Genomic DNA, 22,933 nt, shown 5'->3' with positions numbered 1-22,933 from the left:
GTTCTCCCGCGTGGATGTGCGGGAGAACCGGGTGCCGCCCGATCAGGGCCTACTCCTCGAACCGACCCGTGGCGTCGCGATCACGGTCGTATCGCCGCCTGAGCGAAAACGGCGGCAACCAGGACTCGCGGCGGACCGTCCAGCACTCATAGGTTGGCATCAGCCGATCCGGGGCATCCAGCGCGCCCAGATGCACCTCGATCTCATCGCCGCTACACGCAAATACGGACGAGCCGCAGCGGGGGCAGAAGAACCGCCCGGCGTAGTCGCGTGTTTCTCCCTCGATCGTCACCACATCCCGTGGGAACACAGCGGACGCATAGAATAGCGCGCCGTGATGCTTGCGGCAGTCGAGGCAGTGACAGAGCCCGACCCGGTATGGGAGGCCCGACGCCACAAGTCTGACATTGCCGCACAGGCAACCGCCGGTGAACCGATCCATGTTGCATCCCCTCCGGAATCAAGCGGTCGGAAAGGTAACATCAAACAGCACGGTCATTGCAAATGTGCGGCACGCTCACGGCGTTCAGTAAACCTGCCCGGCCTCTTTTCGGACGTGTTTTCCTACCGGCGATCGTGCCGACCCAGCGGGACCGGGTGGGACACGCGGCAACGACGCAAAAACGCGCGGGGGGCTTCCCCGCGCGTCACCTCTTTCACCCGGAATGGGGGCCGCTCAGGCAGCTGCGGACCCCAGCGCCTTTCGCTTGCTCCCGTTCGCGGACGCGATTTCGATCTGGCGCGGCTTGAGCGCCTCGGGGATCTCGCGCGCGAGGTCGATATGGAGCATCCCGTTCTCATGCAGGGCGCCGGTCACCTTCACATGATCGGCAAGCTGGAAGCGCTTCTCGAACCCGCGCTCCGCGATGCCGCGGTGCAGATAGGTCCGCTCCTGCTCCTCGCCGGTCTTCCGGGCCGACACGATCAGCGCGTTTTCCCGCACTTCGACATTCAGATCCTCGTCGGAGAACCCGGCTACCGCGATGGAAATGCGATAGGCATCATCGGCGGTCTTCTCGATGTTGAAGGGCGGATAGCTCGGCTGGGAAATCTCGTTCGAGAAGACCCGATCCAGAAGATCGGCGAACTGGTCGAAACCCACGGTCGAGCGGTAAAGCGGTGACAGATCAACGGTACGCATTTTTGCATCCTCCTCTTGAGCGATGTGATGTGCGACCCTCCCGAAGGCAGGGCCCGTATGACACCCGGACCCGCCTATGCGGCGCCCGGACAGCCTTGATTTGGGGTTGGATTTTTCCGATTTCAAGATCCCGGAGGCATCTACTCAGGGCGCAGGAATTTCGCGCCACTGGACCTCGCGCCGCCGTCCAGATTGACCCGTTTGGCTGCCGGTGCGGTAGTTTCGGGGAAGACGCCACGCCCGCTGCGCAGCGCCGCAAGCAGCTCCCTCAGCGGGCGCTCCACGTCCATCCCGAAGGAAAGTCGCCCCTGCGCGGTCTGGGCGATCATCGACATAACGCCGACGACCCGCACCCGGCCGCCGCGAAGCGACAGGACGGGCGCGCCGGAGGAGCCGAAATAGGCATCGCATGACATTGCCATCACGCCGGACCGGCGCTCGAGCACGCGGCAACGGCGCTGCATCGACGGCGCCTTCGCGCGCCCCTTGGCATAGGAAATCACGGTCACACTGTCGCCCGGGCTCACGCCGCCCTCGGGGCTCAGAGGCGCCGCCTGCGCGACCGAGATAGGTTCCGCGAGGTGCAGCAGCGCCACATCGTGGCGCACACGCTCGATCATCGTGCCGCTATCGGGCGCATAGCGTGCATGGATCACCGCGGCGCGTCCCTGCCGCGTGGCGATCGCCTCGCCATCGCGCCAGCCGGCCATGAATTTCACCGCGGTCGGATCGACCCGCTTGCCGGTGCGGCTGTCCATCAGGCAATGGGCGGCGGTCAGCACGATGTCGCTGGCCACCAGCGCACCGGTGCAGAAGCCCTTGCCCGCGAGGTCGAGATAGCCGATCGCCTCCCAGCCGGCCGTATCCTGGCGCAAGGTCATGCGGCGCAGTGTGTCGTCGGATTGAGCGCGCGCCATGCCGCCCGCCAGAAGGCCCAGGGACAGGCCGGCCGCTATCAGGAATCCGAATTGCATCGCAAGCCCCCCGCGGTCACGGCCGTATGAACTTCGCGCCGTTCTGCGTCCGGCCCGACAACCCATCCCGTCCCGGCCGCGCGGAATGCAGGAGCCCGCTCTGATTTTCGCGGAGTTTCATCAGGTCCTGAAGCGGCCCGGTCACGGTGGTGGCCAGCGCCACCTTGCGGTCGCGCCACTCCCCCTTGGCGGAAACGACGGATACCACCTCGCTGAAACCGCCCTGGCGCACGAAGACGGGAGAGCCGGAAGAGCCGAAATTCACGTCGCAATCGAGGATGAGAAGCCCCGGCTGGAGGCCGACCACATGGCATTCCTCCTGCAGCGAGGGCGCCTCGGCGCGTTCCATCGCATAGGACACAAGCTCCACCTTCGCGCCGATCCCCAGGTCCGCGGCACTGGTGCCGAAGGGCGGGATGCCGTGCTGGCGGATCGGCTGGTCGAGTTCGATCAACGCCAGATCGCGGGCCGAACGGGAGATGTCGTCGAACCCGGTGAAGTCGTAATCGGGATGGATCGTCACGCGCCGCGCGCCGCGATACGCTTCGGCGCGGCCGTCGCGGAACCCTGCCTTGAAGGTGATGTCGGCGTCGTCGATGCGGTTGCCGCTGTCGCGGTCATACATGCAATGCGCGGCGGTCAGCACCAGCGAAGGCTCGATCAGGGTGCCGGTGCAGAAGCCGCGCCGGCCGATATCCACGCGCCCAACGCCTTCCCAGCCGCGCGTGTCGTCGGCTGTCGAGAGCTTGCGCAGGGCCGAAACCTCGCCCGCGGGCAGGGGGCCGATCGCCGCGTACATCCAGATGCCCACCACCAGAAGCGCGATGAATCGCATGCCGCCTACCCCATGATACTGCGCGCCCACCAGACATCCGGGGTAGACGGATCATCTGGCCATTTTGTGGCCCTGTCGTGAAAATGAGCGGGCCGGGGTCAGCCCAGAGCCGGCGGCCGCGGCCCGCCCGTGGCCCAGTCCAGGAGCTCCACGGTATGCACGACCGGCACCTCGGTGCCGCCGCCGATCTGCATCATGCAGCCGATGTTTCCGGCCGCGATCACGTCGGGCGCCTTTGCCACCAACGTCTCGATCTTGCGGGTCTTGAGCTGGCTGGAAATCGCGGGTTGCATCAGGTTGTAGGTGCCCGCGCTGCCGCAGCAGAGATGCGAATCCGTGGGCTCCACCACTTCGAAACCCGCGCGCTTCAGCAAGTCCTTGGGATAGCTCTTGATCTGCTGGCCGTGTTGCAGCGAACAGGCGGCATGATAGGCCACCCGCACGCCGCGCGCCGGACCCTCGGGAAAGTCGAGCCGAATCAGAAGCTCAGACACATCGACCGCGATCTCCGCGACCGCCCGCGCTTCCCCGGCCAGCGGCTCGTTGCGGAACATATGCCCGTAATCCTTGACCGTGGTGCCGCAGCCCGAGGTGTTGATGACCACCGCGTCGAGCCCATCGCCGGTCAGTTCACGATGCCAGGCGCGGATGTTCTTCGCGGCGGTCGCGTGGCTCTCGCGCGTCTTGCCCATGTGATGGGTCAGCGCCCCGCAGCAGCCCTGCCCTTCGGCGATGACCACGTCGCAGCCCAGCCGGCGCAGAAGCCGGATCGTGGCATCGTTGATATCGGTGTTGAGCGCGCGCTGCGCGCAGCCGGTCATCAAGGCCACGCGCATCCGCCGTTCTCCCTCGGCGGGAAAGACCTGCGGATCGTCGTTGCGGCTGACCGGCGGGATCGTATTCGGCGCCATCTCCAGCATCGAGCGCAGCCGCGCATCGGGCATGATCTGCGCGAAGGGCCGGCCGATTTTGGCGCCCAGCAGCGCCAAGCGGAAGCGCGCGGGATAGGGCAGGATGCGCGCCAGCAGCCAGCGCAGCGCGCGGTCGCTCCAGGGCCGTTTATAGGTCTCTTCGATATATTCGCGCGCGTGATCGACCAGGTGCATGTAATGCACGCCCGAGGGGCAGGTCGTCATGCAGGCCAGGCAGCTCAGGCAACGGTCGATATGCTTGACGGTCTTCTCATCGGCGGGGCGGCCGTTCTCCAGCATGTCCTTGATCAGGTAGATGCGTCCGCGCGGACTGTCGAGTTCGTCGCCCAGCACCTGGTAGGTCGGGCAAGTCGCCGTGCAGAAGCCGCAATGCACGCAGGAGCGCAGGATCTCGTTGGACCGCGCGGTGGCCGGGTCTTTGAGCTGCTCGGGGGAGAAATTCGTCTGCATCGCTTTTCCTTGGTCGTTGCGGCAGCGGGGCTCAGCCCATCAGTCCGGGATTGAGAATGCCGCGCGGATCGAAGCGGGTGCGCAGCCTCGCGCTGATCGCGGCCAGCGGTGCGGGTTCGGGCTGGAAGACCGGCAGCCGCGCGCGCGTCTCTGCCCCGGCGCGCACCAGCGTGGCGTGGCCCTCGAAGGGCGCCGCCGCGGCGCGCAGATCCGCGCCGCGCTCGGACAGGGCCCAGATCAGCCCGCCACCCCAGTCATAAATCAGCTCCGCCGCGCCCAGCCGAGCCCCGATCACGGGTGCATCCGAAGGCTTCACCGAGAACCGCCAGACATCGCCCTCGCGGTTGTGGAACGGGACCACGTCGCGGATGTATCTCCACCCGGCGGTGGTACGCTCGGGGTCCGTCTCGACGGTAAAATCGCCAAACGCCGAAAGCAGCTCTTGCAGCTTACCGGCTCGGTAGGCCACCGATTTCTCGAACCCCTCCAGGCGGATCATGGTCACCGGCGCGCCGTCCGTTCCCTTTTGCAAATGCGCCGCACCCGTGACCTCGAATGGCGAGCCGAGCGCCGCGCCAAGCGCCTTCACCGCCCCGTCGTCGTCCAGTCCCTCCAGCAAAAGCACACCGGTCATCTCTGTCGCGGGCAGGACCTTGAATGCCACCTCGCTCAGAACGCCCAGTGTGCCGTGGCTTCCGGTCATGAGCTTGACCAGATCGTAGCCGGTGACGTTCTTCATCACCCGCCCGCCATTCTTGACCACCGCGCCGGTACCGTCGACGAAACGCACACCCAGCATGAAATCCCGGCAGGCACCGACCTGAATGCGGCGCGGTCCCGACACATTTCCCGCCACCACGCCGCCGATGGTGGGCACGCCTTCGGTGTCCAGGAGCCCGCGATGGTCCATCGGCTCGAAGGCCAGGCGCTGTCCTTCGGCCTCCAGCATCGCTTCGATCTCGGCCAGCGGCGTGCCCGCCCCGGCAACCATGGTCAAGGCACCGGGTTCGTAAAGACGGATGCCCGACAGCCCGCGCGTCTCGAGCGGATCGCAGCCCTCGGGCGCGTGCCGCCGCGTGCCGCCGCCGCGGATCGCCAGCGGTCCTTTGGCCGCGCGTACCGCCTCCGCCAAATCCGTTTCGCTTTCCGGGCTCAACATCGCCTGTCCTTCATCTTTCCGAAAATACTCCGGGGGGAGGCCCCGCCTCGGCGGGGACCGGGGGGCAGCGCCCCCCGCCCGGGGCCGCCGCGTTCACGCGGCGTCCTGCAGACCCGCGCGCCGCGACGCACTCGCCTCCAGCGGAAAGACCTTGAGCGGGTTGAGCAGCCAGCGCGGATCGAACACGTCCTTCACGCGCATCTGCGCCTCCATGTCCGCCGGTGCGTATTGCGTCCCCATCAGGTCGCGCTTCTCCACCCCCACGCCGTGTTCGCCGGTCAGGCAGCCGCCCACCTCGACGCAGAGCGTCAGGATGTCGGCGCCCAGCGCCTCGGCCTTTTCCAGATCGCCCGGCGCATTGGCATCGAAGAGGATCAGCGGATGCATGTTGCCGTCGCCGGCATGAAACACATTGGCCACGCCCAGCCCGTATTTCCGCGACATCTCCCCGATACCCGTCAGCACCCTGGGCAGTTCGGAGACCGGGATCGTGCCGTCGAGGCAGATATAGTCGTTGATCTGCCCCATCGCCCCGAAGGCCGATTTCCGGCCTTTCCAGATCGCGGCGGATTCTTCGGCCGAGCCGCTCTCGCGCAGTTCCGCGGGATCGTGGCGACGGGCGATCTCCATGATCATGCCAAGCTGCGCATCGATCTCCGCCTCGCTGCCTTCGACCTCCACGATCAGCAGCGCCTCGACATCCGGATAGCCGGCATGGGCGAAATCCTCGCAGGCACGGATGCAGGGACGGTCCATGAACTCGATCGCCACCGGCAGGACACCGGCCTTGATGATGTCCGACACGCAGGCGCCTGCCACTTCCGAGGAATCGAAGCCCATCAGCACGGGGCGCGCGCCTTCGGGCTTGCGCAGGATGCGCAGCGTCGCCTCGGTCACTACGCCGAGCTGCCCTTCCGAGCCGCAGACCACGCCCAGCAGATCGAGCCCCGCGGCATCCAGATGCGCGCCGCCCATTTCCACCACCGTGCCGTCCATCAGTACCATCGTCACGCCCAGCAGGTTGTTGGTGGTCACGCCGTATTTCAGGCAATGCGCGCCGCCGGAATTCATCGCGATATTGCCGGCGATGGCGCAGGCGAGCTGCGAGGACGGGTCGGGCGCGTAGAAGAAGCCGTCTTCTTCCACCGCGCCGGTGACGCTGAGGTTGGTGCGCCCGGTCTGGACCCGGATGAAGCGATTCTCGTAATCGGTCTCCAGCACCTCGGCCAGCCGTGCCACGCCCAGGATGACGCTGTCGGCGGTGGGCAGCGCCCCGCCCGCCAGCGACGTGCCCGACCCGCGCGGCACCACCGGCACGCCCATCGCGTGGCAGGCCGCCAGAACCTTCGAGACTTCTTCGGTCGAGCCGGGCAGCACCACCGCCAGCGGCGGGCAGCGATACGCGGTCAGCGCGTCGCATTCATAGGCGCGCGTCTCGGTGGGATCGTGGATCACGGCGTCGGAGGGAAGGAGGGCGCTCAGACGCTCCACGATCTCGGCCTTCCGGGCCAGGATCGCGGGATCGGGGGCGGGCATGTCCATCATCGGCTCCTTTCTATATTTGGTAAAATTATATTACCAATTATGAGAAGGCAAGCCATTTCGGGCGAGCGCGGCGGCACTCGCGCCGCGCTCAGCGCCCTTCGCGCAGCCAGGCCGCGATGCTGAGCGCCGCAATCATGAGCAGGAAGAGGATCGCGGGCAGCAGCGGGCTGACCCGGATATCCGCCGTCACATAGGCGTCGCGCGGAGTCAGGCCCAGCCATCCGCGCCCGGCCGCGACGCGCCCTTCGCGCACGTCGCGCAACTGCGGGAAGCCGTCCTCGAGCCGCAGGATGCCGCCGCCCGCGGCGTCCAGCACCGGTTCCAGCCGCGCGCCGCTCGCGATGGTCTCGGCATATTCGCGCGGCGCGGCGGGACCGACGGCCACCACCGTCTCGCGGGTCTCGTCGGCCAGGCGGTAGAGCCCCATCTGCGGCGCCTCGTAGGTGGCCGAGTGGCGCCCCGGCGCCTCCTCGCGCAGCGCCAGCTCGCGCTCGGTGCCGTCGGGTGCGGTCAGGGTGACGCTGCGCGCGCCGTCCTCCAGCGACCGGCGGGTGATCGTGATCATGCCGCCCTGCGCGGTCGCGCGCAGCGCCTCCTCCTCCAGTTCCGGCTCGCCCATCATCCAGTGCGCCAGGCGGCGCAGCAGTTCAAGCTGCGGCCCGCCGCCCTCGTAGCCGCGGTTCCAGAGCCACGCGTGGTCGGAGGCCAGCAGCGCGATGCGTCCCTCGCCCACCCGGTCGAGTTGCAGGAGCGGACGCTCGCCGGCACCGGTCATCACGGTATGGCCGGACTCCGGCGTGACTTCGATCTGCCGCAGCCATCGGCCCCAGCCGGGCGTGCCGTCCGCAGCGCTCTCGCGCGGGGCGAAGTCCTCCAGCCCCGACGTGACCGGGTGGCGCGCCCCGATATCCGAGACGCGCGGCAGGAAGCCGCGTTCCACCACATTGGCGGTCGGCGCGGCGGGAAGCACCTCAGATAGTGGCGAGCGCCAGAGGCTTTCGGCCCCGGCAAATTCAGGCCCGGCCGAGAGCAGCACCGCGCCGCCCTTCTCGACATAGCTGCGGACGCTGTCGAGATAGATCATCGGCAGGATGCCGCGCTGCCGATAACGGTCGAAGATGATCAGGTCGAACTCATCCACCTTTTCCAGGAAAAGCTCCCGCGTGGGGAAGGCGATCAACGACAACTCGTCCACCGGCACGCCGTCCTGCTTCATCGGCGGGCGCAGGATGGTGAAATGTACCAGATCGACGGAACTGTCGGACTTCAGCAGGTTGCGCCAGGTCCGTTCGCCGGCATGGGGCTCGCCTGAAACCAGAAGCACGCGCAGCCGGTCGCGCACCCCGTTGATCGAGACGACGGCGGCATTGTTGCGCGCGGTCAGCTCGTCCTGGGCTTCCGGTGTGGAAAACTGGATCACGTTCATGCCGCCATGCGGCAGGGTCAGCGGCAGATCCATGTCGCGGCCCACCGGCACGGTGAAGACCTGCGGCTCCTGTCCGTCGATGGCGATGGAAAGCTCCGCCGTGCCGTCGCCGCCCGCCGGTGCCGCGCCCTGATCCTCCAGCCGCAGTGTCAGCGTGACCGGCTCGCCGATGATCGCGAAGGCCGGGGCGTTTTTCACCACCAGCCGCCGGTCCCAGTCGCCCTCGCGCCCGGTCAGCAGCGCGTGGAGCGGCGCGGGCATTTCGGGAGCGCGGTCCAGATCGTGGATATGCCCGTCGGTGATCAGAAGCGCGCCGGCGATTCGCGAATGCGGCTCCTCGGCCAGCGCCTCGGCCAGCGCCGACATCAGCAAGGTGCCCTCGTCGGTGCCCTGCGGCGCGTCGCCCACCCGGATCAGGCGCAACTCGGTATTGCCGCGCGCCGCGATCCGGCGCTCCAGATCTGCCACGGCGCGGGCGGTCTGGTCCGGGCGGTCCGACAGGCCCTGGCTGGCGCTTTCATCCACGACCGCCAGCACGATGTCGGAAAGCGGCTCGCGGGCTTCCTCCTTCAGCGCCGGATTGGCCAGCGCGGCGAGCAGCGCCACCCCGGCAAGCCCGCGCAGCCACCAGCCCGGCAGCCCGCGCCAGAGCGCGACACCGATCCCCGCGGCCACCAGCAGCACCACGGCAGCCAGAACGACCGGGTCCAGAAGCGGATCGAATATGATCTCGCGCGTCATCGCTACTGCCCCAGCCGGTCGAGCAGAGCGGGGACATGCACCTGGTCGGATTTGTAGTTACCCGTCAGCACATGCATCACAAGATTGACGCCGAACCGCAGCGCGAACTCGCGCTGCCGCTCACCCGCGAAGCCGCGGCCGACCGGAAAATTCGGCTGGCCGCTTTCGTCCACGGCCCAGGCCGCCGCCCAGTCGTTGCCGCCGATCACCACCGGCGTCACCCCGTCATTGAGATCGCGGAACGGCATGCCCTCGGCGCGGGCGGCGTCCGGCGGTGCGGCCTCCACCCAGACGGCGCCGTTGTAGCGGCCCGGAAACTCCTGCAGCAGATAGAAGGTGCGGGTCAGGACGTGGTCGCCCGGCACCGGCTCCAGCGGCGGGATGTCGAGCGGCGCGGCCAGCGCCTGCAACCGCCGGCCATTCGGCGATCCGCTCCCCACCCCGGCGATGTTGGCGTCCCGCGTATCGAAGAGAATCATGCCACCAGTGCGCAGATAGGCGTTGAGCCGCGCATAGGCTTCGGCCGACGGGCGCGGCTGCCCGGCGCCGACCGGCCAGTAGAGCAGCGGGAAGAAGGCCAGTTCGTCCTCTTCCAGATCGACGCCGATCGGGTCCGCAGGCTCGACCGCCGTGCGGCGCGTCAGCGTGCGCGACAGGCCCCGCAGCCCGGCCTCGGAAATCCGGTCGAGCGCGGCATCGCCGGTCTGCACATAGGCCAGCACCGTCTCGGACGTGGCCTGCACCGCGCGCGCGTCGCTGCCCTGCTGCGCCTCGCCCGCGCCGGGCAGCGCCAGCGCCAGCACCAGCGCCGCCGCCGCGCCGCCGCGCCCCGTACGCGCCAGCCGTCCGCCCAGCGCCAGCGTGGCCATGATATCGGCCAAAAGCAACATCAGCGCCGCGGTCAGGAAGCCGCCCTTGAGCCGCGCCTCCTCCTGGACCGCCATCCCTTCGACCACCAACCCTGCGGGCCACTCGGCGGGCGCCAGCATCTCGTCGTCTCCGATCACGTTGACCGCCACGCGCCGGTCCCCGCTGGCGTAAAGCCCCGGTCGCAGATCCGGCCCGACGCCGCCTTCAGCGAGCCGCTCGCCCGGCACGCCGGGCAGCGTGCCCGCGTCGCGCTCGGCCCCGAAGCCGTCCAGCACGCGCTCCGGCGCCCAGGTCGTGCCGTCAAGCTCCTCGGCCGAAGGCTGGGTCGGCCGGGTGGAGACGGCGAGCCGTTCGAGCATTTGCACGAAGAGCCCGGAAAGCGGCAATGTGGACCATTCCGCGTTGGCGGCGACATGGAAGAGCACGACCCGCCCCTGGCCCAGCGTCTTGCCGGTCACCAGCGGCGTGCCGTCGGCCAGCGCCGCGATCACCCGTCCCGAAAGCGACGGATCGGGCTGCGCCATGACCTGGCTGGTCACCGTCACATCGTCGGGAATATCCAGCCCGTGAAACGCCGTGCCTTCGGCAAAGGGGCGCAGCCGCTTGGGCGCGCCCCAGCTCATCGCGCCGCCCACGCTGCGCCCGCCCGCGCGCAGCCGCACCGGCATCAGCGGGTCCTCGGCGGCGCGCGAGACGTCGGAGGCCGCCAGCCGCGGCCCGGCGAAACGCAGCAACAGCCCGCCTTCCGAAACCCAGTCCTCAAGCGCGTCGGATTCCAGCGCCGTCAGCCCGGCAACATCGGCCAGCACGACAACGTCCGGTCCGGAAAGCAGGATGTCGTCAAGCGTGCCTTCCACCGTGTCGGCGGTCGGCTCCAGGGCCCGGCGCAGGTAATGCAGCGGCGAGAGCAACTCCGCCCCCTCGCTGTCGTCGCGTGCGGCAAGGAGGCCGACCTTGCGGCGCTTGAGCGCATCGTCGGTCAACGCCACCGCCCCGGCCGAGCGCAGGCCCGCGATCTCGAAGCGGCGGATGCGGTTGCGCAACTCCGCGGGCACCGACAATTCAGCCGTGGCCAATTTCTCGCCCGCGCCGAAGGCGACCGGCAGTTCCGCCAGCACCCTCTCAACCCCGGCGGGGTCCGGGCCGATCGCGCGCAGCGTCGCCTCGCGCGCGCCGTCGCTTTCCGACCTGAGCGCCTCCAGCACGATTACGCCGTCGCGGAACACGGGCGGCCGCAGCGCCAGCCGTTCCGAGCCGCTTTGGAAGACCCGCACCGTGCCGCGTGCCCTTAGTATCTCCAGAAGCGCCGCGCGGCCGTCGCGCGCCAGCCCGTCGGAAAGCCACCATGTGTCGAAACCGCCGCCCTGAAGCCCGGCGATCCATTCGCCCGGATCGGTCGCGGGCATTGCCCATGGCGCCGGCGTCAGGCCTGAGATCCGGCCGGACCAGGCGTCCGCGCTCTGGAACTCGACGCCGCCGGCAGGCGGGTCGCTGACCGCGGCCACCGCGACCGGCCGCCCGGCGCGCCCGGCCTCATCCACCAGCGCGGCGATCTTGCCCTGGCGCAGCCGCCAGTCGGAGGCCGAGGCCCAGCTCGCATCGGTCAGGATCAGCACCGGCCCCGCGCCGCCTTGCGTCTCTTCGGGATTCAGCACCGGACCGGCGAAGCCGATAATCACCGCCGCCACCGCGAGGCAGCGCAGCAGCAGGAGCCACCAGGGCGTGCGGTCGCTCTCGCTTTCGTCGTCTTTGAGGCCCATCAACAGCGTCACAGCCGGGAAGAGCCGGCGCACCGGCGCGGGCGGCACGGCGCGCAGCAGCCACCACAGGACCGGCAGCGCGGCGAGCCCCAGCAGAAGCCAGGGCGCGGTGAAGGCGACGGGACCGATGGACCACATGCTCAGCGCACCCCTTCCAGCGCCCCGTAGAGCCAGAGCAGCGCGGCCTGCGCGCTCTCGCCCGTGTGGTGGCATTGGTATTGCCAGCCAGTCCGGTCAGCCAGCATGGAAAGCCGCGCCTTGCGTTCGGCGAGCCGTTCCAGGTAGCGGTTACGCAGTTCCCCGGCCTTGAGCGTCTCGAATTCCAGCACGCCCGCCATGCTCTGGAAGATCGTGCGCCCGTCGAAGGGAAACGCCTCCTCCTGCGGGTCGAGCACCTGGAGGATCACGCCCTTCACACCGCGATCGGCAGCATGGGCGAGCACGCCCTCGACCTGTGCCCAGTCGCCCAGGAAATCCGAGATCAGCACGGCCCGCGCGCCCGTCGGCATGGCGCGCTCCGCGGGGATACCGTAATCGGCGCTGTCCTCCTTCGCCAACTCCGCCGCGACGCGGATCAATTGCGCCTCGCCGTGGCGCGGCGGCTCGGGATCCTGCATGAGGCCAATCCGCTCTCCCCCGCGGTTGAGAAGGACTGCCGCGGCAAGGCCCAGCAGCCGGGCGCGCGCGCCCTTGGACGGCCTGTCGGCATCGGAGGTGAAGCTCATCGATCGGGCGGTGTCGATCCAGAAGAGCACGCTCTGCGCGGCCTGCCATTCCTTCTCGCGCACGAAGGTCGCGTCGGCGCGGCCTGAACGCCGCCAGTCGATCTCGCGATAGGCGTCGCCGGCATGGGCGTGCCGGTATTGCCAGAACTGGTCGCCCAGCCCCGCGCGCCGCCGCCCGTGTTCGCCCAGGATGACCGTCGCCGCCAGATGCTCCGCCTCGGCCAAGAGCGGCGGCAAGCCGCTCGCCGCAGCCTCGGCGCGCTGCCGCAGCCAGGCAGCGGGTATGGCGGCGGGGTCGCTCACGCCGCGGCCTCGACCTGCGTCACATGGGCGGCCACGGCGTCAATCAGGTCGGGCAGGCTTTCACCGCGGGCGCGCGCGGCGAAGCTGAGCGCCATGCGGTGGATCAGCACCGGCCGCGCCATCGCCATCACGTCCTGCGGCCCCGGCGCCAACCGACCGTCCAGCAGCGCCCGTGCCCGCACCGTCAGCATCAGCGCCTGCGCGGCGCGCGGGCCGGGACCCCAACTGACCGTGTCCTGCACGTCGGGCAGCGCCTCGGGCTCGTCCGGCCGGCAGGCGCGCACCAGGTCGAGGATCAGCTCCAGCACCGCCTCGCCCACCGGCATCCGGCGCACGACCTCCTGCGCGGCGATCAGCTCCGCCGCGGTGAAGACCGGCGTCGCCTCGGCCTCATCGATCCCGGTCGTGGTCAGCAGGATCTGCCGCTCGGTCTCGCGGTCGGGATAGTCGACATCGACGCGCAGCAGGAACCGGTCGAGCTGCGCCTCGGGCAGCGGATAGGTGCCTTCCTGCTCGATCGGGTTCTGCGTGGCCAGTACATGGAAAGGCCGGGCCAGCGCGCGATCCTTCCCGGCCACCGTCACCTGGCGTTCCTGCATCGCCTGCAGGAGCGCCGATTGCGTGCGCGGGCTGGCGCGGTTGATCTCGTCGGCCATCAGAAGCTGGCAAAAGATCGGCCCCTCGATGAAACGGAAGGCGCGGCTGCCGTCCTCGCCCGTCTCCAGCACCTCGGAGCCCAGGATATCCGCCGGCATCAGGTCGGGCGTGAACTGGACGCGATTGCCGTCGAGCCCCATCACCGTCGAGAGCGTGTCCACGAGCCGCGTCTTGCCCAGCCCCGGCAGACCGACCAGCAATGCGTGCCCGCCGCACAAAAGCGCGGTCAGCGTCAGGTCCACGACCTCGGGCTGGCCGATGATGCGCATGCCGATGCTGGCCCTGGCGCGGGCCAGCCTTTCACCCAGCGCCTCGATCTCTGCCAGTAGCGCGGTGTCGGTTTCGGTGTCGGTCGCGGCCATGACTCCCCTTCCCTTCGGAATTGTGGTCTGTTGAAACCAGCCTATCATTCATTGGATCGAGATAAAGCGGCATCGACAAATGGCAAAACCGTCAGTGACAGAAACTCCGCCGAAACCCTCGGCTGAAAGCCTCGCCGAAGCGGCACGTGCGGCATCGAAAGCCGGCAGGCCGCCGGTGCATGAGTGGAACCCGGATTTCTCGGGCGATATCGACATGCGGATTGCGCGCGACGGCACGTGGTACTATCTCGGCTCGCCGATTGGCCGGAAACCGCTGGTCAGGCTCTTCTCTTCGATCCTGCGCAGGGAGGGCGACGACTATTTCCTCGTCACCCCGGTCGAGAAGGTGGGAATCACTGTCGATGACGCGCCTTTCCTGGCGGTGGATTTCGAGTTGGAGAACCCCGGCCCCGATCAGACCCTGACCTTCGTCACCAATGTCGGCGACATGGCGGTGGCTGGGCCGCAACACCCGATCCGCGTAGAACGCGACGCCGAAACCGGGGAACCTTCGCCCTACGTGCTGATCCGTGACAATCTGGAGGCGCTGATCGACCGCAAGAGCTTCTACCGGCTGGTGGAGATCGGCACCCACGAGGAAGCCGCCGGGAAAAGCTGGTTCGGCCTGCGCTCGGACGGGGTGTTTTTCCCGATCATCCCCTCGGCGGAGATGCCCGCATGAGCGCGCCACTGGCCGTCATCGTCGGCGCGGGGGCGGGGCTTTCGGCCTCGCTCGCCCGCGCCCTGGCCACCGACGGATACGCGCTGACGCTGGCCGCGCGCGACACCGCCAAGCTGGAGGATCTCGCGGCACAGACCGGGGCCGCGACACAGGCGCTCGACGCGCGCGACCCGGCCGCCATGGCCGCGTTATTCGACGGGCTGGCGGCGGCGCCGCGCGTGGCGGTCTACAACCCCTCGGCACGGGTGCGCGGCGGGATCGCCGAACTCGACCCGGAGGAGGTGCGCCGCGCGGTGGAGACGACCGCCTTCGGCGCCTTCCTGATGGGCCAGGCAGCGGCGCGGCGGATGCTGGCGGCCGAACCCGACGCGAACGGCGTGCGCGGCACGATCCTCTTCACCGGGGCCTCTGCCGGGGTGAAAGGCTTTCCGAACTCCGCAACCTTCGCGATGGGCAAGTTCGCCCAGCGCGGTCTGGCGCAATCGATGGCGCGCGAGTTGCACCCGAAGGGCATACATGTGGCCTGGATCAATATCGACGGGGCGATCCGCAACCCCGGCCGGACCGAGCCGCCCGACGCCCCGGACAGCATGCTGGACCCCGACGCGATCGCGCGCAGCTACCTGCACCTGATCGGCCAGGACCGCTCCGCCTGGAGCGACGAGCTGACGCTGCGCCCCTGGGTGGAACGGTTCTGACCCGCGCGGCAGGGCCCCGGCGCCGGCGGCAGCCGGCGATGGGGGGACCGGACCTGGCGCGGAACGCGCCGCCGCGGGATCAGCGGACCACGTAGACCGAACATTCGGCATGGGAGACGACATGGCTCGCCGTGGTGCCCAGAAGGTAGTCCTGTATGCGCGGGTTGGCGGCCTCCATGACCACAAGATCGACCGGCGCGCCATTGGCGTATTTCACGATCTGGCGGTGCACGGCGCCTTTCAGCACCTTCTTCTGCACCGTGACGCCCTCCGCCGTGTTGGCGGCCAGGAATTCGTCGAGCTTGCCGCCCCAGTATTTCTCGGAATCGTAGATGTTGAGGTTGCGCTCCATTTCGGGGGCGACCGTCACCACGATCAGCTCGGCGCCATGCAACCGTGCCAGTCGCAATGCCGTGTCGTAGGCGGCGCTGGTATGGGCGGCGTGGCGCAGGTTCACCGGGCAGAGAATGGTCTTGATCGGGCTGGACATGGCGTTGGCCTCCTTGTTTCGCACCAGACTGGCAGGCGTGGGCGCACGCGCTGACCCGCCAGCGACCGGAAGGCGGACGCATCCGACATTACGTCGGCCCGCTCCGGTCCGCGCCTCAGCCGCCGATCCGCGAGGGCTCGGCGCAGGCGGTCTCGGCGCTTTCGATGTCCAGCGTGACGTGGCGGATGCCGAACCGGTCCGCAAGATGCGCGCGCAGCCGGTCACCGATCTCGCGCCCCGCCGCAAGCTCGGTGACCGCGACCACCACATGTGCCTCCAGCGAGGTGCTGTGTTCGCTGAACTGCCACAGGTGCAGGTGGTGGACGCTCTCCACCCCGGCCACCGCCTCCATCTCGGCCAGCACCTCGCCGGTCTCCAGCCCCGGCGGGCTGCCCAGCATCAGGATGCGGATCACCGGGCCGATTTCGCGGAACGCCATCCACAGGATGTAGCCCGCGATCCCCAACGTCACCAGCGGATCGACCAGCCGCCAGTCATAGAGCAGGATCAGGCTGCCCGCGGCGATCACCGCGACCGAGCCCAGCGCGTCGGCCAGGTTGTGCAGGAAGGCGGCGCGGATATTCACGCTCTCGCGCGACAGCCGCAGGGTCAGCAGTGCCGTGACCAGATCGACCGCCAGCGCCACGCCGGCCACGATCACCACCAGCCAGCCATCGACGCCGGGCGGGTCGATCATGCGGAACGCGGCCTCGTAGACGAGGTAGAGCCCGATGACGATCAGCGTGGTGTAGTTGACCAGCGCGGCCACCACCTCGGCCCGGCCATAGCCGAAGGTCATGGTCCCGTCCGACGGGCGCCGCGCGATCTTGCGCGCCGCGAAGGCGATACCCAGCGACAGGGCGTCGGAAAGATTGTGGACCGCGTCGGCGATCAGCGCGACGGAGCCCGAGACGATCCCGCCCGCGATCTGCACCAGCGTCAGGGCCAGGTTGACCCCAACCGCCAGCGCCACCCGCCGGTCGCCGGCATCGGGGCTCAGATGGTGATGGTGGTCATGTGGCATTGCGGTCCTTGCGTTGAGCGGAATGTCCCCGCACGGCCGGCCGTCAGTGCGCCTCGGCCCAGTTGCGGCCCTGGCCCGCATCCACCGTCAGCGGCACCGAAAGCTCCACCACCGGCAGCGCGGCACCTTCCATTACGCCGCGCACGGCCTCGGTCACGGGCGCCACCGCGTCCTCGTCCACTTCGAAGATCAACTCGTCATGCACCTGCAGCAGCATGGTCGCGGGCAGATCGGCGATGGCGTCGGGCATCCGGATCATGGCGCGGCGGATCACGTCGGCGGCGGTACCCTGGATCGGCGCATTGATCGCGGCGCGGCGGGCGAACCCGGCGGCCGGCCCTTTCGACGAGATCTCCGGCGTGTGGATCTTGCGCCCGAAGAGCGTCTGGACGAAGCCGTGTTCCTTCGCGAAGGCCACGGTGTCGTCCATGTAGTCCTTGATGCCCGGAAACCGCTCGAAATAGGTGTCGATGAAATCCTTCGCCTCGCCCCGCGGGATGCGCAGGTTGCGCGACAGCCCGAAGGCCGAGATGCCGTAGATCACCCCGAAATTAATCGCCTTGGCCTTGCGCCGCGTGGCCGCGTCCATCTCGTCGATGGGGACGTTGAACATCTGGCTCGCGGTCATGGCGTGGATGTCCTGGCCGTCGCGGAACGCGTCGCGCAGGGCGTCGATGCCGGCGATATGGGCCAGGATGCGCAGCTCGATCTGGCTGTAATCGAGCGAGAGCAGCAGCTTGCCCTTCTCCGCCACGAACGCTTCGCGGATGCGGCGCCCCTCGTCGGTCCGCACGGGGATGTTCTGAAGGTTCGGATCGGTGGAGGCAAGGCGCCCGGTATTGGCCCCGGCGATCACGTAAGACGTATGGACGCGGCCCGTCTCCGGGTTGACATGTTCCTGAAGCGCGTCGGTATAGGTCGATTTCAGCTTGGCAAGCTGACGCCAGTCCAGCACGCGGGCGGGCAGGTCGTGACCCTCGGCGGCCAGATCCTCCAGCACATCCGCGCCGGTGGCATAGGCGCCGGTCTTGCCCCGCTTGCCACCCTCCAGCCCCATCTTGTCATAGAGAATTTCGCCAAGCTGCTTGGGGCTACCGACGTTGAAACTACCGCCCGCGAGTTCGTGGATCTCGGCCTCCAGCCCGGCCATCTTCTGCGCAAACGCATTGGACATGCGCGACAGTGTGTCCCGGTCCACCCTGACGCCCGCCATTTCCATGCGCGCGAGAACCGGCACCAGCGGGCGTTCCAGCGTCTCGTAGACCGTGGTGACACGGGCGCGGTGCAGTTGCGGACGGAAGAGTGTCCAGAGCCGGAGCGTGATATCGGCATCCTCGGCGGCATAGGTCCCGGCCTTGCCGATCTCCACCCGGTCGAAGGTGATCGCCGATTTGCCGGAGCCGATCAACTCCTTGATCGGGATCGGGTTGTGCGACAGGTAGCGTTCGCTGAGCGCGTCCATGCCGTGGCCGTGCAGCCCGGCGTTCATCGCGTAGGACATAAGCATCGTGTCGTCTATCGGCGCGATCTCCACCCCGTAGCGGGCAAAAATCTTGGCGTCGTATTTCATGTTCTGGCCGATCTTGAGGATCGCCTCATCCTCCAGAACCGGCTTGAGCACGTCCAGCACGTCCCCGAGCGCCATCTGGCCCTCGGCCAGCGCATCGGAGCCGAAGAGCCCGCCGCCGCCATCGCCGCCCTTGTGGCCGACCGGAATGTAGCAGGCGGTGCCGGGCTCCACGGCGAGTGAGATGCCCACAAGTTCGGCCCGCATCTCGTCGAGGCTCGTGGTCTCGGTATCCACCGCGACCCAGCCGCGCTGACGGATCGCCTCCACCCAGCGGACCAGTGCATCGGCATCCGTCACGGTTTCGTACTTGTCGTGGTCGAAGGGAACGCGCTCCGCCTCCTGCCGGGGCTCGGCGCCGCCGGGATCGGTATCGGCGATGACTGGCGGTTCCACCCCCAGCGTATCGGCGATCCGCTTGCTCAGCGTGCGGAACTCCATCCGGCCCAGGAACTCCATCAGCGGGCCGGTCTCCGGCTCCCGCACTTCCAGATCGTCGAGCGAGAAGTCCAGAGCAATCTCGGTGTCGAGCGTCACGAGCTCGCGGCTGATGCGGATCTGCTCGGCGAAATCCAGCAGCGTCTGGCGTCGCTTGGGCTGCTTGATCTCGCCCGCGCGTTCCAAGAGCGTATCCAGATCTCCGAACTCGTTGATGAGCAGCGCCGCGGTCTTGATCCCGATGCCGGGCGCGCCGGGCACGTTGTCGACCGAGTCGCCGGCCAGCGCCTGCACATCCACCACGCGGTCCGGCCCGACGCCGAACTTCTCCTCCACTTCCTCGACGCCGATGCTGCGCGACTTCATCGGGTCGAGCATTTCCACCCCGCCGCCGACAAGCTGCATCAGGTCCTTGTCCGACGACAGGATCGTGACGCGTCCGCCCGCCTCCCGCGCCCGGCGGGCGAGTGTGGCGATGATGTCGTCGGCCTCGAAACCCTCAAGCTCCAGACAGGGCAGGTTGAAAGCGCGCGTCGCCTCCCGCGTCAGCGGTATCTGCGGGCGCAGATCCTCCGGCATCTCGGGGCGGTTGGCCTTGTACTGGTCATAGATCTCGTTGCGGAAAGTGATGCCGGAATGGTCGAAGACCACCGCCGCATGGGTCGGTGCGTCGGGGCCCTTGTTGTCCTCGATATATTTGTGGACCATGTTGCAGAAACCCGCGACGGCACCGATCGGCAGTCCATCGGATTTCCGCGTCAGCGGCGGCAGCGCGTGGTAGGCGCGGAAGATGAAGGTCGAGCCATCTATCAGATGCAGGTGGTGACCCTTGCCGAACTTGCCCATCTGGCGCTCCCGTCTCGTGGCTTGGCGGAACATACTCCGGCGCCCCCGCGGCGGCGAGGGTCCGGGCCGTATCGGCGCCCGCTCAGGAGGCGCTGCCGTCGTCGGCCGGGCCGCCCTTCAGGATGAAGCGCTTGTCGCAATAGCCGCATTCGACAAAACCGGTCTCGGGCGGGATCGTGTACCACACGCGCGGATGGCCCAGCGCCTCGGCTCCGCCATCGCAGAAGATGCGGGTCTTGGTCACGATCTCGGTTTCCGGTGCGTCGAGGGGCATGGTCTGGCTCCGCTGTTCTGGCCGGGTCGATTGACCCCGTCTCGGGCGCCATGATAACGATCCGCAGGGCGCCGACAAGGCCGGAGACGCCGCCAGGAGTTCCCGATGCAAGAGAACGCGATCGAGATCGACGATCTCGCGAAGACCTATGCCGCGACGCGCAAGTCCGCGGCCAAGGAGGCGCTGAAGGGCGTCTCGCTCGACATCCCGAAGGGCAGCATATTCGGCCTTCTGGGCCCCAACGGCGCGGGCAAGTCCACGCTGATCAACATCCTTGCGGGGCTGGTGGTGAAGAGCGCGGGCCAGGTGCGTATCTGGGGCTTCGACCAGGACGTGAACCCGCGCCAGAGCCGCGCCGCCATCGGGGTGATGCCGCAGGAGCTCAACCTCGACCCGTTCTTCACGCCGCGCGGCGCGCTGGAGGTCCAGGCGGGGCTTTACGGCCTGCCGCGCCGCCAGCGCCGGACCGACGAGATCCTGCGCATGATCGGACTGGAGGACAAGGCCGAAGCCTATGCGCGCAACCTGTCGGGCGGAATGCGGCGGCGGCTGCTGCTGGGCAAGGCGCTGGTGCACGCGCCGCAAGTACTGGTGCTCGACGAGCCGACCGCGGGCGTCGATATCGAATTGCGGGGGATGCTGTGGGACAATGTGCGCGCGTTGAACGCGCAGGGCATGACCATCATCCTGACCACGCATTACCTGGAGGAGGCAGAGGCGATGTGCGCCGAGATCGCGATCATCGACGAAGGCAGCCTGATCGCCCGCGACCGGACCGCGAATCTGGTCGCGCGGATGGATGCCAAGACGCTCCTTGTGCGGGCCGAGGCGCCCATCGCTACGGTCCCGGCCCTGCCCACCGGGGTGGAGGCCGAGTTGCGCGCCGATGGGCGGCTCGCCATTGGCTACCGGCGCGGCGTGACCCCGACCGAGGCGATCCTGGACGCCCTGCGCAAGGCCGGGATCACGATCAGCGACCTGAGCACCGAAGAGCCCGATCTGGAAGATGTCTTCGTATCGCTGACCAGCAAGCGCACCGTGCCCGCAGCCTGATGGGGCCGCGCGCTCGGGCCTATTGCAGCATCCGGCCCAGCGGACGTCCGGCCAGGAGATGCACATGCATATGCGGCACTTCCTGGACGCCCGCCTCCCCCGAATTGGCGATCAGCCGGTAGCCACCCCCGCCCTCGCCCGGCTGGATGCCGGCCTCGCGGCAGATGGCGCCGATTGTCCGGGTAAAATCGGCGATCTCCGCATCCGAGGCGTCGAGCGCGAAATGATCGTAATTGACGTATTGCCCCTTCGGGATCACCAGCACATGCACCGGCGCCTTCGGCCCGATATCGTTGAAGGCCAGTGTGTGCTCGGTCTCCATCACCGTGTCGTTCGGGATCTCGCCGCGCAGGATTTTCGCGAAGATGTTCTGGTCGTCATATGCGTAGGCCATGGCCCCTCTCATTCCGCAAAAAGATGGTTGGTCCGGGCAATCGCCCGCGCCTTTTCCTCGGATATATCGAAGAAGGACGCAAGCGGCGGCGTGTTCTCCTCGGGCGAGAGCCGCTCGCTGATCCGGAAATAGCCGGGGAAACCCTCGTCGCGCAACTGGTCGGCCTCGAAGGCGAAATCGGCCTCCACCGTGGGCACGAGACGCGCCAGCGTGTCGGGCGGCGTATTTTCACCGGCCAGTCCCACGCGCCTGGCATGGCCCAGAAGATAGTCCTGGTCATAGTTGCATTCGACCTCCAGCAGCCGCGTCGCGCAGCGGTCGGCATAAAAGTCGCGCATCAGGTCAAGATCGCCGGGATCGAGGCACATGACCAGCCTGTCGGTTCGGTAATAGTCGAAGAGCATCCGCATCAACGAACGGCGGTGACGGGTGCGCTTTTCCATCGTGGCCTCGATCCCGCCCAGATCGGGCAAGCCGGTGCCTTCCTCGTTGAAGAGATATTCCACCCCGTGCAGGCCGGTGATGCGTTGCGCGGATTGCAGCAGGCGCTTGGCGACGTGCCATTTCTTGCAGCTGATAATCATCAGTTCGCGGTCGCGTCCGATCGTGCTCTCGCGCTCCCAGAAACGCGGCGCGAACCGGCGCCCGATCCGGCCGCGGCCGGTCAGGAACTTGTGGAGGCTCCGCCCCTCGTTGGAGAGTTGAAAATCCAGCCGCTCGCTGGCGTAGAGATCGCCGAGCCGGGCCTTCAGGTCCAGCGCCTCGGGAGAGATCTTGCGGGCAAAGAGGAAATCCTGGCTCAGCAGCATGTCGTAATGATCGTTGAAGAACGTGACCGGCATGCCGTAGTCGGAAAACATCAGGAAGGTCAGCGTGCGCTTGCGGATCTCGTGGTCCGGCACGAGATGGCTGACAAGGGTCTGGAAAAAGGTCTCGTCGGGGATCCATGTGGTGCGGAAGAAGCGCATCACGTCACGCCGCTTGCGGGCAAGGTCGAGGATCGCTTCGATCGTGCGGCGCCTTAGGCACCACCATTGCGAGCCGATCATCACCTGGATGTCAGCGGGTATGCCGCGTTCCAGCCCCAGCCGCGCCTGAAGCCTGTAGCTGGCATAGAAGCGCCGTTTCTGCATCCGCTCGTTGAAGAAATGCCGATAGACGAGCCGGTCGCGCTTCATGCCGGTCTTGATCCAGTCGCTTTCGAAGAAGTCGAAGGATTCAATGTAATCGACATCCTCCGCCTCCAGGAAGTCATGCGCGAAGCGGTGCGACTTGATCGCCATGCAATCGCCCGAGAGCATGTAGAAATGCGTAGCGCGCGGGAAGCTGCGCACCGCGGCGTCAACCGCGTTCAGCGTGGCCTGCACCAGCGACCATTCCCCCCAGCCGCATTTGACGCGCTTTGCCGCGAAGGCCACGTTGGGGTTCGGGTCGAGCGCATCGCGGATCATGCGATAGTCCGCCGGGTCGGCGCGCGCATCGAAATGGATCGCGATGCAGTCGCCCGCCGCGGTCAGCCGCTCGGCCTGTTGGACGATGGCCTCCGGGTTCTTGTGGCACAGCAATATGAAAGCGATCTTGACCATC

General features: G+C 68.0%; 20 protein-coding genes. 3 read left to right on the top strand and 17 right to left on the bottom strand.

Annotated features, from left to right (window positions below):
• Positions 1-49 precede the first annotated feature (49 nt).
• The 11 genes from DDZ14_RS11050 to DDZ14_RS11000 all read right to left on the bottom strand — a co-directional run bounded on the left by DDZ14_RS11050 (position 50) and on the right by DDZ14_RS11000 (position 13,880).
• A complete protein-coding gene (locus tag DDZ14_RS11050) occupies positions 50-442 on the bottom strand; it encodes a GFA family protein (RefSeq protein ID WP_109425035.1) in 393 nt (130 codons plus the stop codon).
• A gap of 234 nt (positions 443-676) precedes the next feature.
• A complete protein-coding gene (locus DDZ14_RS11045) occupies positions 677-1,141 on the bottom strand; it encodes an Hsp20 family protein (protein WP_109425034.1) in 465 nt (154 codons plus the stop codon).
• 140 nt (positions 1,142-1,281) lie between these two features.
• Positions 1,282-2,115 carry a serine protease gene (locus DDZ14_RS11040; RefSeq protein ID WP_158275512.1) on the bottom strand — a complete coding sequence of 278 codons (834 nt, stop codon included), beginning with the start codon at positions 2,113-2,115 and terminating at the stop codon, positions 1,282-1,284.
• A 16-nt stretch (positions 2,116-2,131) separates the two neighbouring features.
• Complete coding sequence (locus DDZ14_RS11035; RefSeq protein WP_233252554.1) at positions 2,132-2,950, bottom strand: serine protease; 819 nt, start codon at positions 2,948-2,950, stop codon at positions 2,132-2,134.
• A gap of 98 nt (positions 2,951-3,048) precedes the next feature.
• Positions 3,049-4,332 (bottom strand): glycolate oxidase subunit GlcF, encoded by a 1,284-nt coding sequence (glcF, locus tag DDZ14_RS11030; protein ID WP_109425032.1) that lies wholly within the window; start codon positions 4,330-4,332, stop codon positions 3,049-3,051.
• A 31-nt stretch (positions 4,333-4,363) separates the two neighbouring features.
• Positions 4,364-5,488 carry an FAD-binding protein gene (locus tag DDZ14_RS11025; RefSeq protein ID WP_109425128.1) on the bottom strand — a complete coding sequence of 375 codons (1,125 nt, stop codon included), beginning with the start codon at positions 5,486-5,488 and terminating at the stop codon, positions 4,364-4,366.
• A gap of 96 nt (positions 5,489-5,584) precedes the next feature.
• Positions 5,585-7,033 (bottom strand): FAD-linked oxidase C-terminal domain-containing protein, encoded by a 1,449-nt coding sequence (locus DDZ14_RS11020; RefSeq protein WP_109425127.1) that lies wholly within the window; start codon positions 7,031-7,033, stop codon positions 5,585-5,587.
• 91 nt (positions 7,034-7,124) lie between these two features.
• Positions 7,125-9,203 carry a hypothetical protein gene (locus tag DDZ14_RS11015; protein ID WP_109425031.1) on the bottom strand — a complete coding sequence of 693 codons (2,079 nt, stop codon included), beginning with the start codon at positions 9,201-9,203 and terminating at the stop codon, positions 7,125-7,127.
• A 2-nt stretch (positions 9,204-9,205) separates the two neighbouring features.
• A complete protein-coding gene (locus tag DDZ14_RS11010) occupies positions 9,206-11,971 on the bottom strand; it encodes a DUF4159 domain-containing protein (protein ID WP_109425030.1) in 2,766 nt (921 codons plus the stop codon).
• Between the two features lie 2 nt (positions 11,972-11,973).
• Entirely contained in the window at positions 11,974-12,861 is an 888-nt protein-coding gene (locus DDZ14_RS11005; protein ID WP_109425029.1) for a DUF58 domain-containing protein, read from the bottom strand.
• A complete protein-coding gene (locus DDZ14_RS11000) occupies positions 12,858-13,880 on the bottom strand; it encodes a MoxR family ATPase (RefSeq protein ID WP_109425028.1) in 1,023 nt (340 codons plus the stop codon). The genes DDZ14_RS11005 and DDZ14_RS11000 overlap by 4 nt, the downstream gene beginning before the upstream one ends.
• 79 nt (positions 13,881-13,959) lie before the next feature.
• Between DDZ14_RS11000 and DDZ14_RS10995 the strand changes: the two genes are divergently transcribed.
• Positions 13,960-14,562, top strand: a complete 603-nt coding sequence (locus DDZ14_RS10995; protein WP_109425027.1) for a DUF1285 domain-containing protein — start codon at positions 13,960-13,962, stop codon at positions 14,560-14,562.
• Complete coding sequence (locus DDZ14_RS10990; protein WP_109425026.1) at positions 14,559-15,260, top strand: SDR family NAD(P)-dependent oxidoreductase; 702 nt, start codon at positions 14,559-14,561, stop codon at positions 15,258-15,260. Before DDZ14_RS10995 ends, DDZ14_RS10990 begins: the two co-directional genes overlap by 4 nt.
• A 79-nt stretch (positions 15,261-15,339) precedes the next feature.
• Here the strand turns inward: DDZ14_RS10990 and DDZ14_RS10985 are convergent, their stop codons facing one another.
• The 4 genes from DDZ14_RS10985 to DDZ14_RS10970 form a co-directional block, all read right to left on the bottom strand.
• Entirely contained in the window at positions 15,340-15,750 is a 411-nt protein-coding gene (locus DDZ14_RS10985) for a universal stress protein (protein WP_109425025.1), read from the bottom strand.
• A gap of 115 nt (positions 15,751-15,865) precedes the next feature.
• A complete protein-coding gene (locus DDZ14_RS10980; protein WP_109425024.1) occupies positions 15,866-16,774 on the bottom strand; it encodes a cation diffusion facilitator family transporter in 909 nt (302 codons plus the stop codon).
• 43 nt (positions 16,775-16,817) lie between these two features.
• Complete coding sequence (polA, locus tag DDZ14_RS10975; protein ID WP_109425023.1) at positions 16,818-19,625, bottom strand: DNA polymerase I; 2,808 nt, start codon at positions 19,623-19,625, stop codon at positions 16,818-16,820.
• A gap of 82 nt (positions 19,626-19,707) precedes the next feature.
• Entirely contained in the window at positions 19,708-19,899 is a 192-nt protein-coding gene (locus DDZ14_RS10970; protein WP_109425022.1) for a zinc-finger domain-containing protein, read from the bottom strand.
• Positions 19,900-20,004: 105 nt separating this feature from the next.
• Here DDZ14_RS10970 and DDZ14_RS10965 point away from each other — a divergent pair, with 105 nt between their 5' ends.
• Positions 20,005-20,952 carry an ABC transporter ATP-binding protein gene (locus DDZ14_RS10965; RefSeq protein ID WP_109425021.1) on the top strand — a complete coding sequence of 316 codons (948 nt, stop codon included), beginning with the start codon at positions 20,005-20,007 and terminating at the stop codon, positions 20,950-20,952.
• Positions 20,953-20,971: 19 nt separating this feature from the next.
• Here the strand turns inward: DDZ14_RS10965 and DDZ14_RS10960 are convergent, their stop codons facing one another.
• Together DDZ14_RS10960 and DDZ14_RS10955 are read right to left on the bottom strand one after the other, a co-directional pair.
• Positions 20,972-21,346 carry an HIT domain-containing protein gene (locus DDZ14_RS10960; protein WP_109425020.1) on the bottom strand — a complete coding sequence of 125 codons (375 nt, stop codon included), beginning with the start codon at positions 21,344-21,346 and terminating at the stop codon, positions 20,972-20,974.
• A gap of 8 nt (positions 21,347-21,354) precedes the next feature.
• A complete protein-coding gene (locus tag DDZ14_RS10955) occupies positions 21,355-22,932 on the bottom strand; it encodes a DUF5928 domain-containing protein (RefSeq protein ID WP_109425019.1) in 1,578 nt (525 codons plus the stop codon).
• Position 22,933 lies beyond the last annotated feature (1 nt).

The sequence above is a fragment of the Maritimibacter sp. 55A14 genome (assembly GCF_003122205.1).
GTDB lineage: Bacteria > Pseudomonadota > Alphaproteobacteria > Rhodobacterales > Rhodobacteraceae > QEYE01.
Note: the sequence above shows the minus strand (reverse complement) of the source record. Positions and strands in the feature narration are given on the sequence as shown.

Excerpts from the sequence above, each read along its gene's own strand:
- DDZ14_RS11035 (WP_233252554.1), bottom strand. The coding sequence starts at position 2,950 with ATGCGATTCATCGCGCTTCTGGTGGTGGGCATCTGGATGTACGCGGCG.
- DDZ14_RS11050 (WP_109425035.1), bottom strand. The coding sequence starts at position 442 with ATGGATCGGTTCACCGGCGGTTGCCTGTGCGGCAATGTCAGACTTGTG.
- DDZ14_RS11015 (WP_109425031.1), bottom strand. The coding sequence starts at position 9,203 with ATGACGCGCGAGATCATATTCGATCCGCTTCTGGACCCGGTCGTTCTG.
- DDZ14_RS10970 (WP_109425022.1), bottom strand. The coding sequence starts at position 19,899 with ATGCCCCTCGACGCACCGGAAACCGAGATCGTGACCAAGACCCGCATC.
- DDZ14_RS10955 (WP_109425019.1), bottom strand. The coding sequence starts at position 22,932 with ATGGTCAAGATCGCTTTCATATTGCTGTGCCACAAGAACCCGGAGGCC.
- DDZ14_RS11040 (WP_158275512.1), bottom strand. The coding sequence starts at position 2,115 with ATGCAATTCGGATTCCTGATAGCGGCCGGCCTGTCCCTGGGCCTTCTG.
- DDZ14_RS11000 (WP_109425028.1), bottom strand. The coding sequence starts at position 13,880 with ATGGCCGCGACCGACACCGAAACCGACACCGCGCTACTGGCAGAGATC.
- glcF (WP_109425032.1), bottom strand. The coding sequence starts at position 4,332 with ATGCAGACGAATTTCTCCCCCGAGCAGCTCAAAGACCCGGCCACCGCG.
- DDZ14_RS10985 (WP_109425025.1), bottom strand. The coding sequence starts at position 15,750 with ATGTCCAGCCCGATCAAGACCATTCTCTGCCCGGTGAACCTGCGCCAC.
- DDZ14_RS11020 (WP_109425127.1), bottom strand. The coding sequence starts at position 7,033 with ATGGACATGCCCGCCCCCGATCCCGCGATCCTGGCCCGGAAGGCCGAG.
- DDZ14_RS10995 (WP_109425027.1), top strand. The coding sequence starts at position 13,960 with ATGGCAAAACCGTCAGTGACAGAAACTCCGCCGAAACCCTCGGCTGAA.
- DDZ14_RS10990 (WP_109425026.1), top strand. The coding sequence starts at position 14,559 with ATGAGCGCGCCACTGGCCGTCATCGTCGGCGCGGGGGCGGGGCTTTCG.
- DDZ14_RS10960 (WP_109425020.1), bottom strand. The coding sequence starts at position 21,346 with ATGGCCTACGCATATGACGACCAGAACATCTTCGCGAAAATCCTGCGC.
- DDZ14_RS10980 (WP_109425024.1), bottom strand. The coding sequence starts at position 16,774 with ATGCCACATGACCACCATCACCATCTGAGCCCCGATGCCGGCGACCGG.
- DDZ14_RS11010 (WP_109425030.1), bottom strand. The coding sequence starts at position 11,971 with ATGTGGTCCATCGGTCCCGTCGCCTTCACCGCGCCCTGGCTTCTGCTG.
- DDZ14_RS10965 (WP_109425021.1), top strand. The coding sequence starts at position 20,005 with ATGCAAGAGAACGCGATCGAGATCGACGATCTCGCGAAGACCTATGCC.
- DDZ14_RS11045 (WP_109425034.1), bottom strand. The coding sequence starts at position 1,141 with ATGCGTACCGTTGATCTGTCACCGCTTTACCGCTCGACCGTGGGTTTC.
- polA (WP_109425023.1), bottom strand. The coding sequence starts at position 19,625 with ATGGGCAAGTTCGGCAAGGGTCACCACCTGCATCTGATAGATGGCTCG.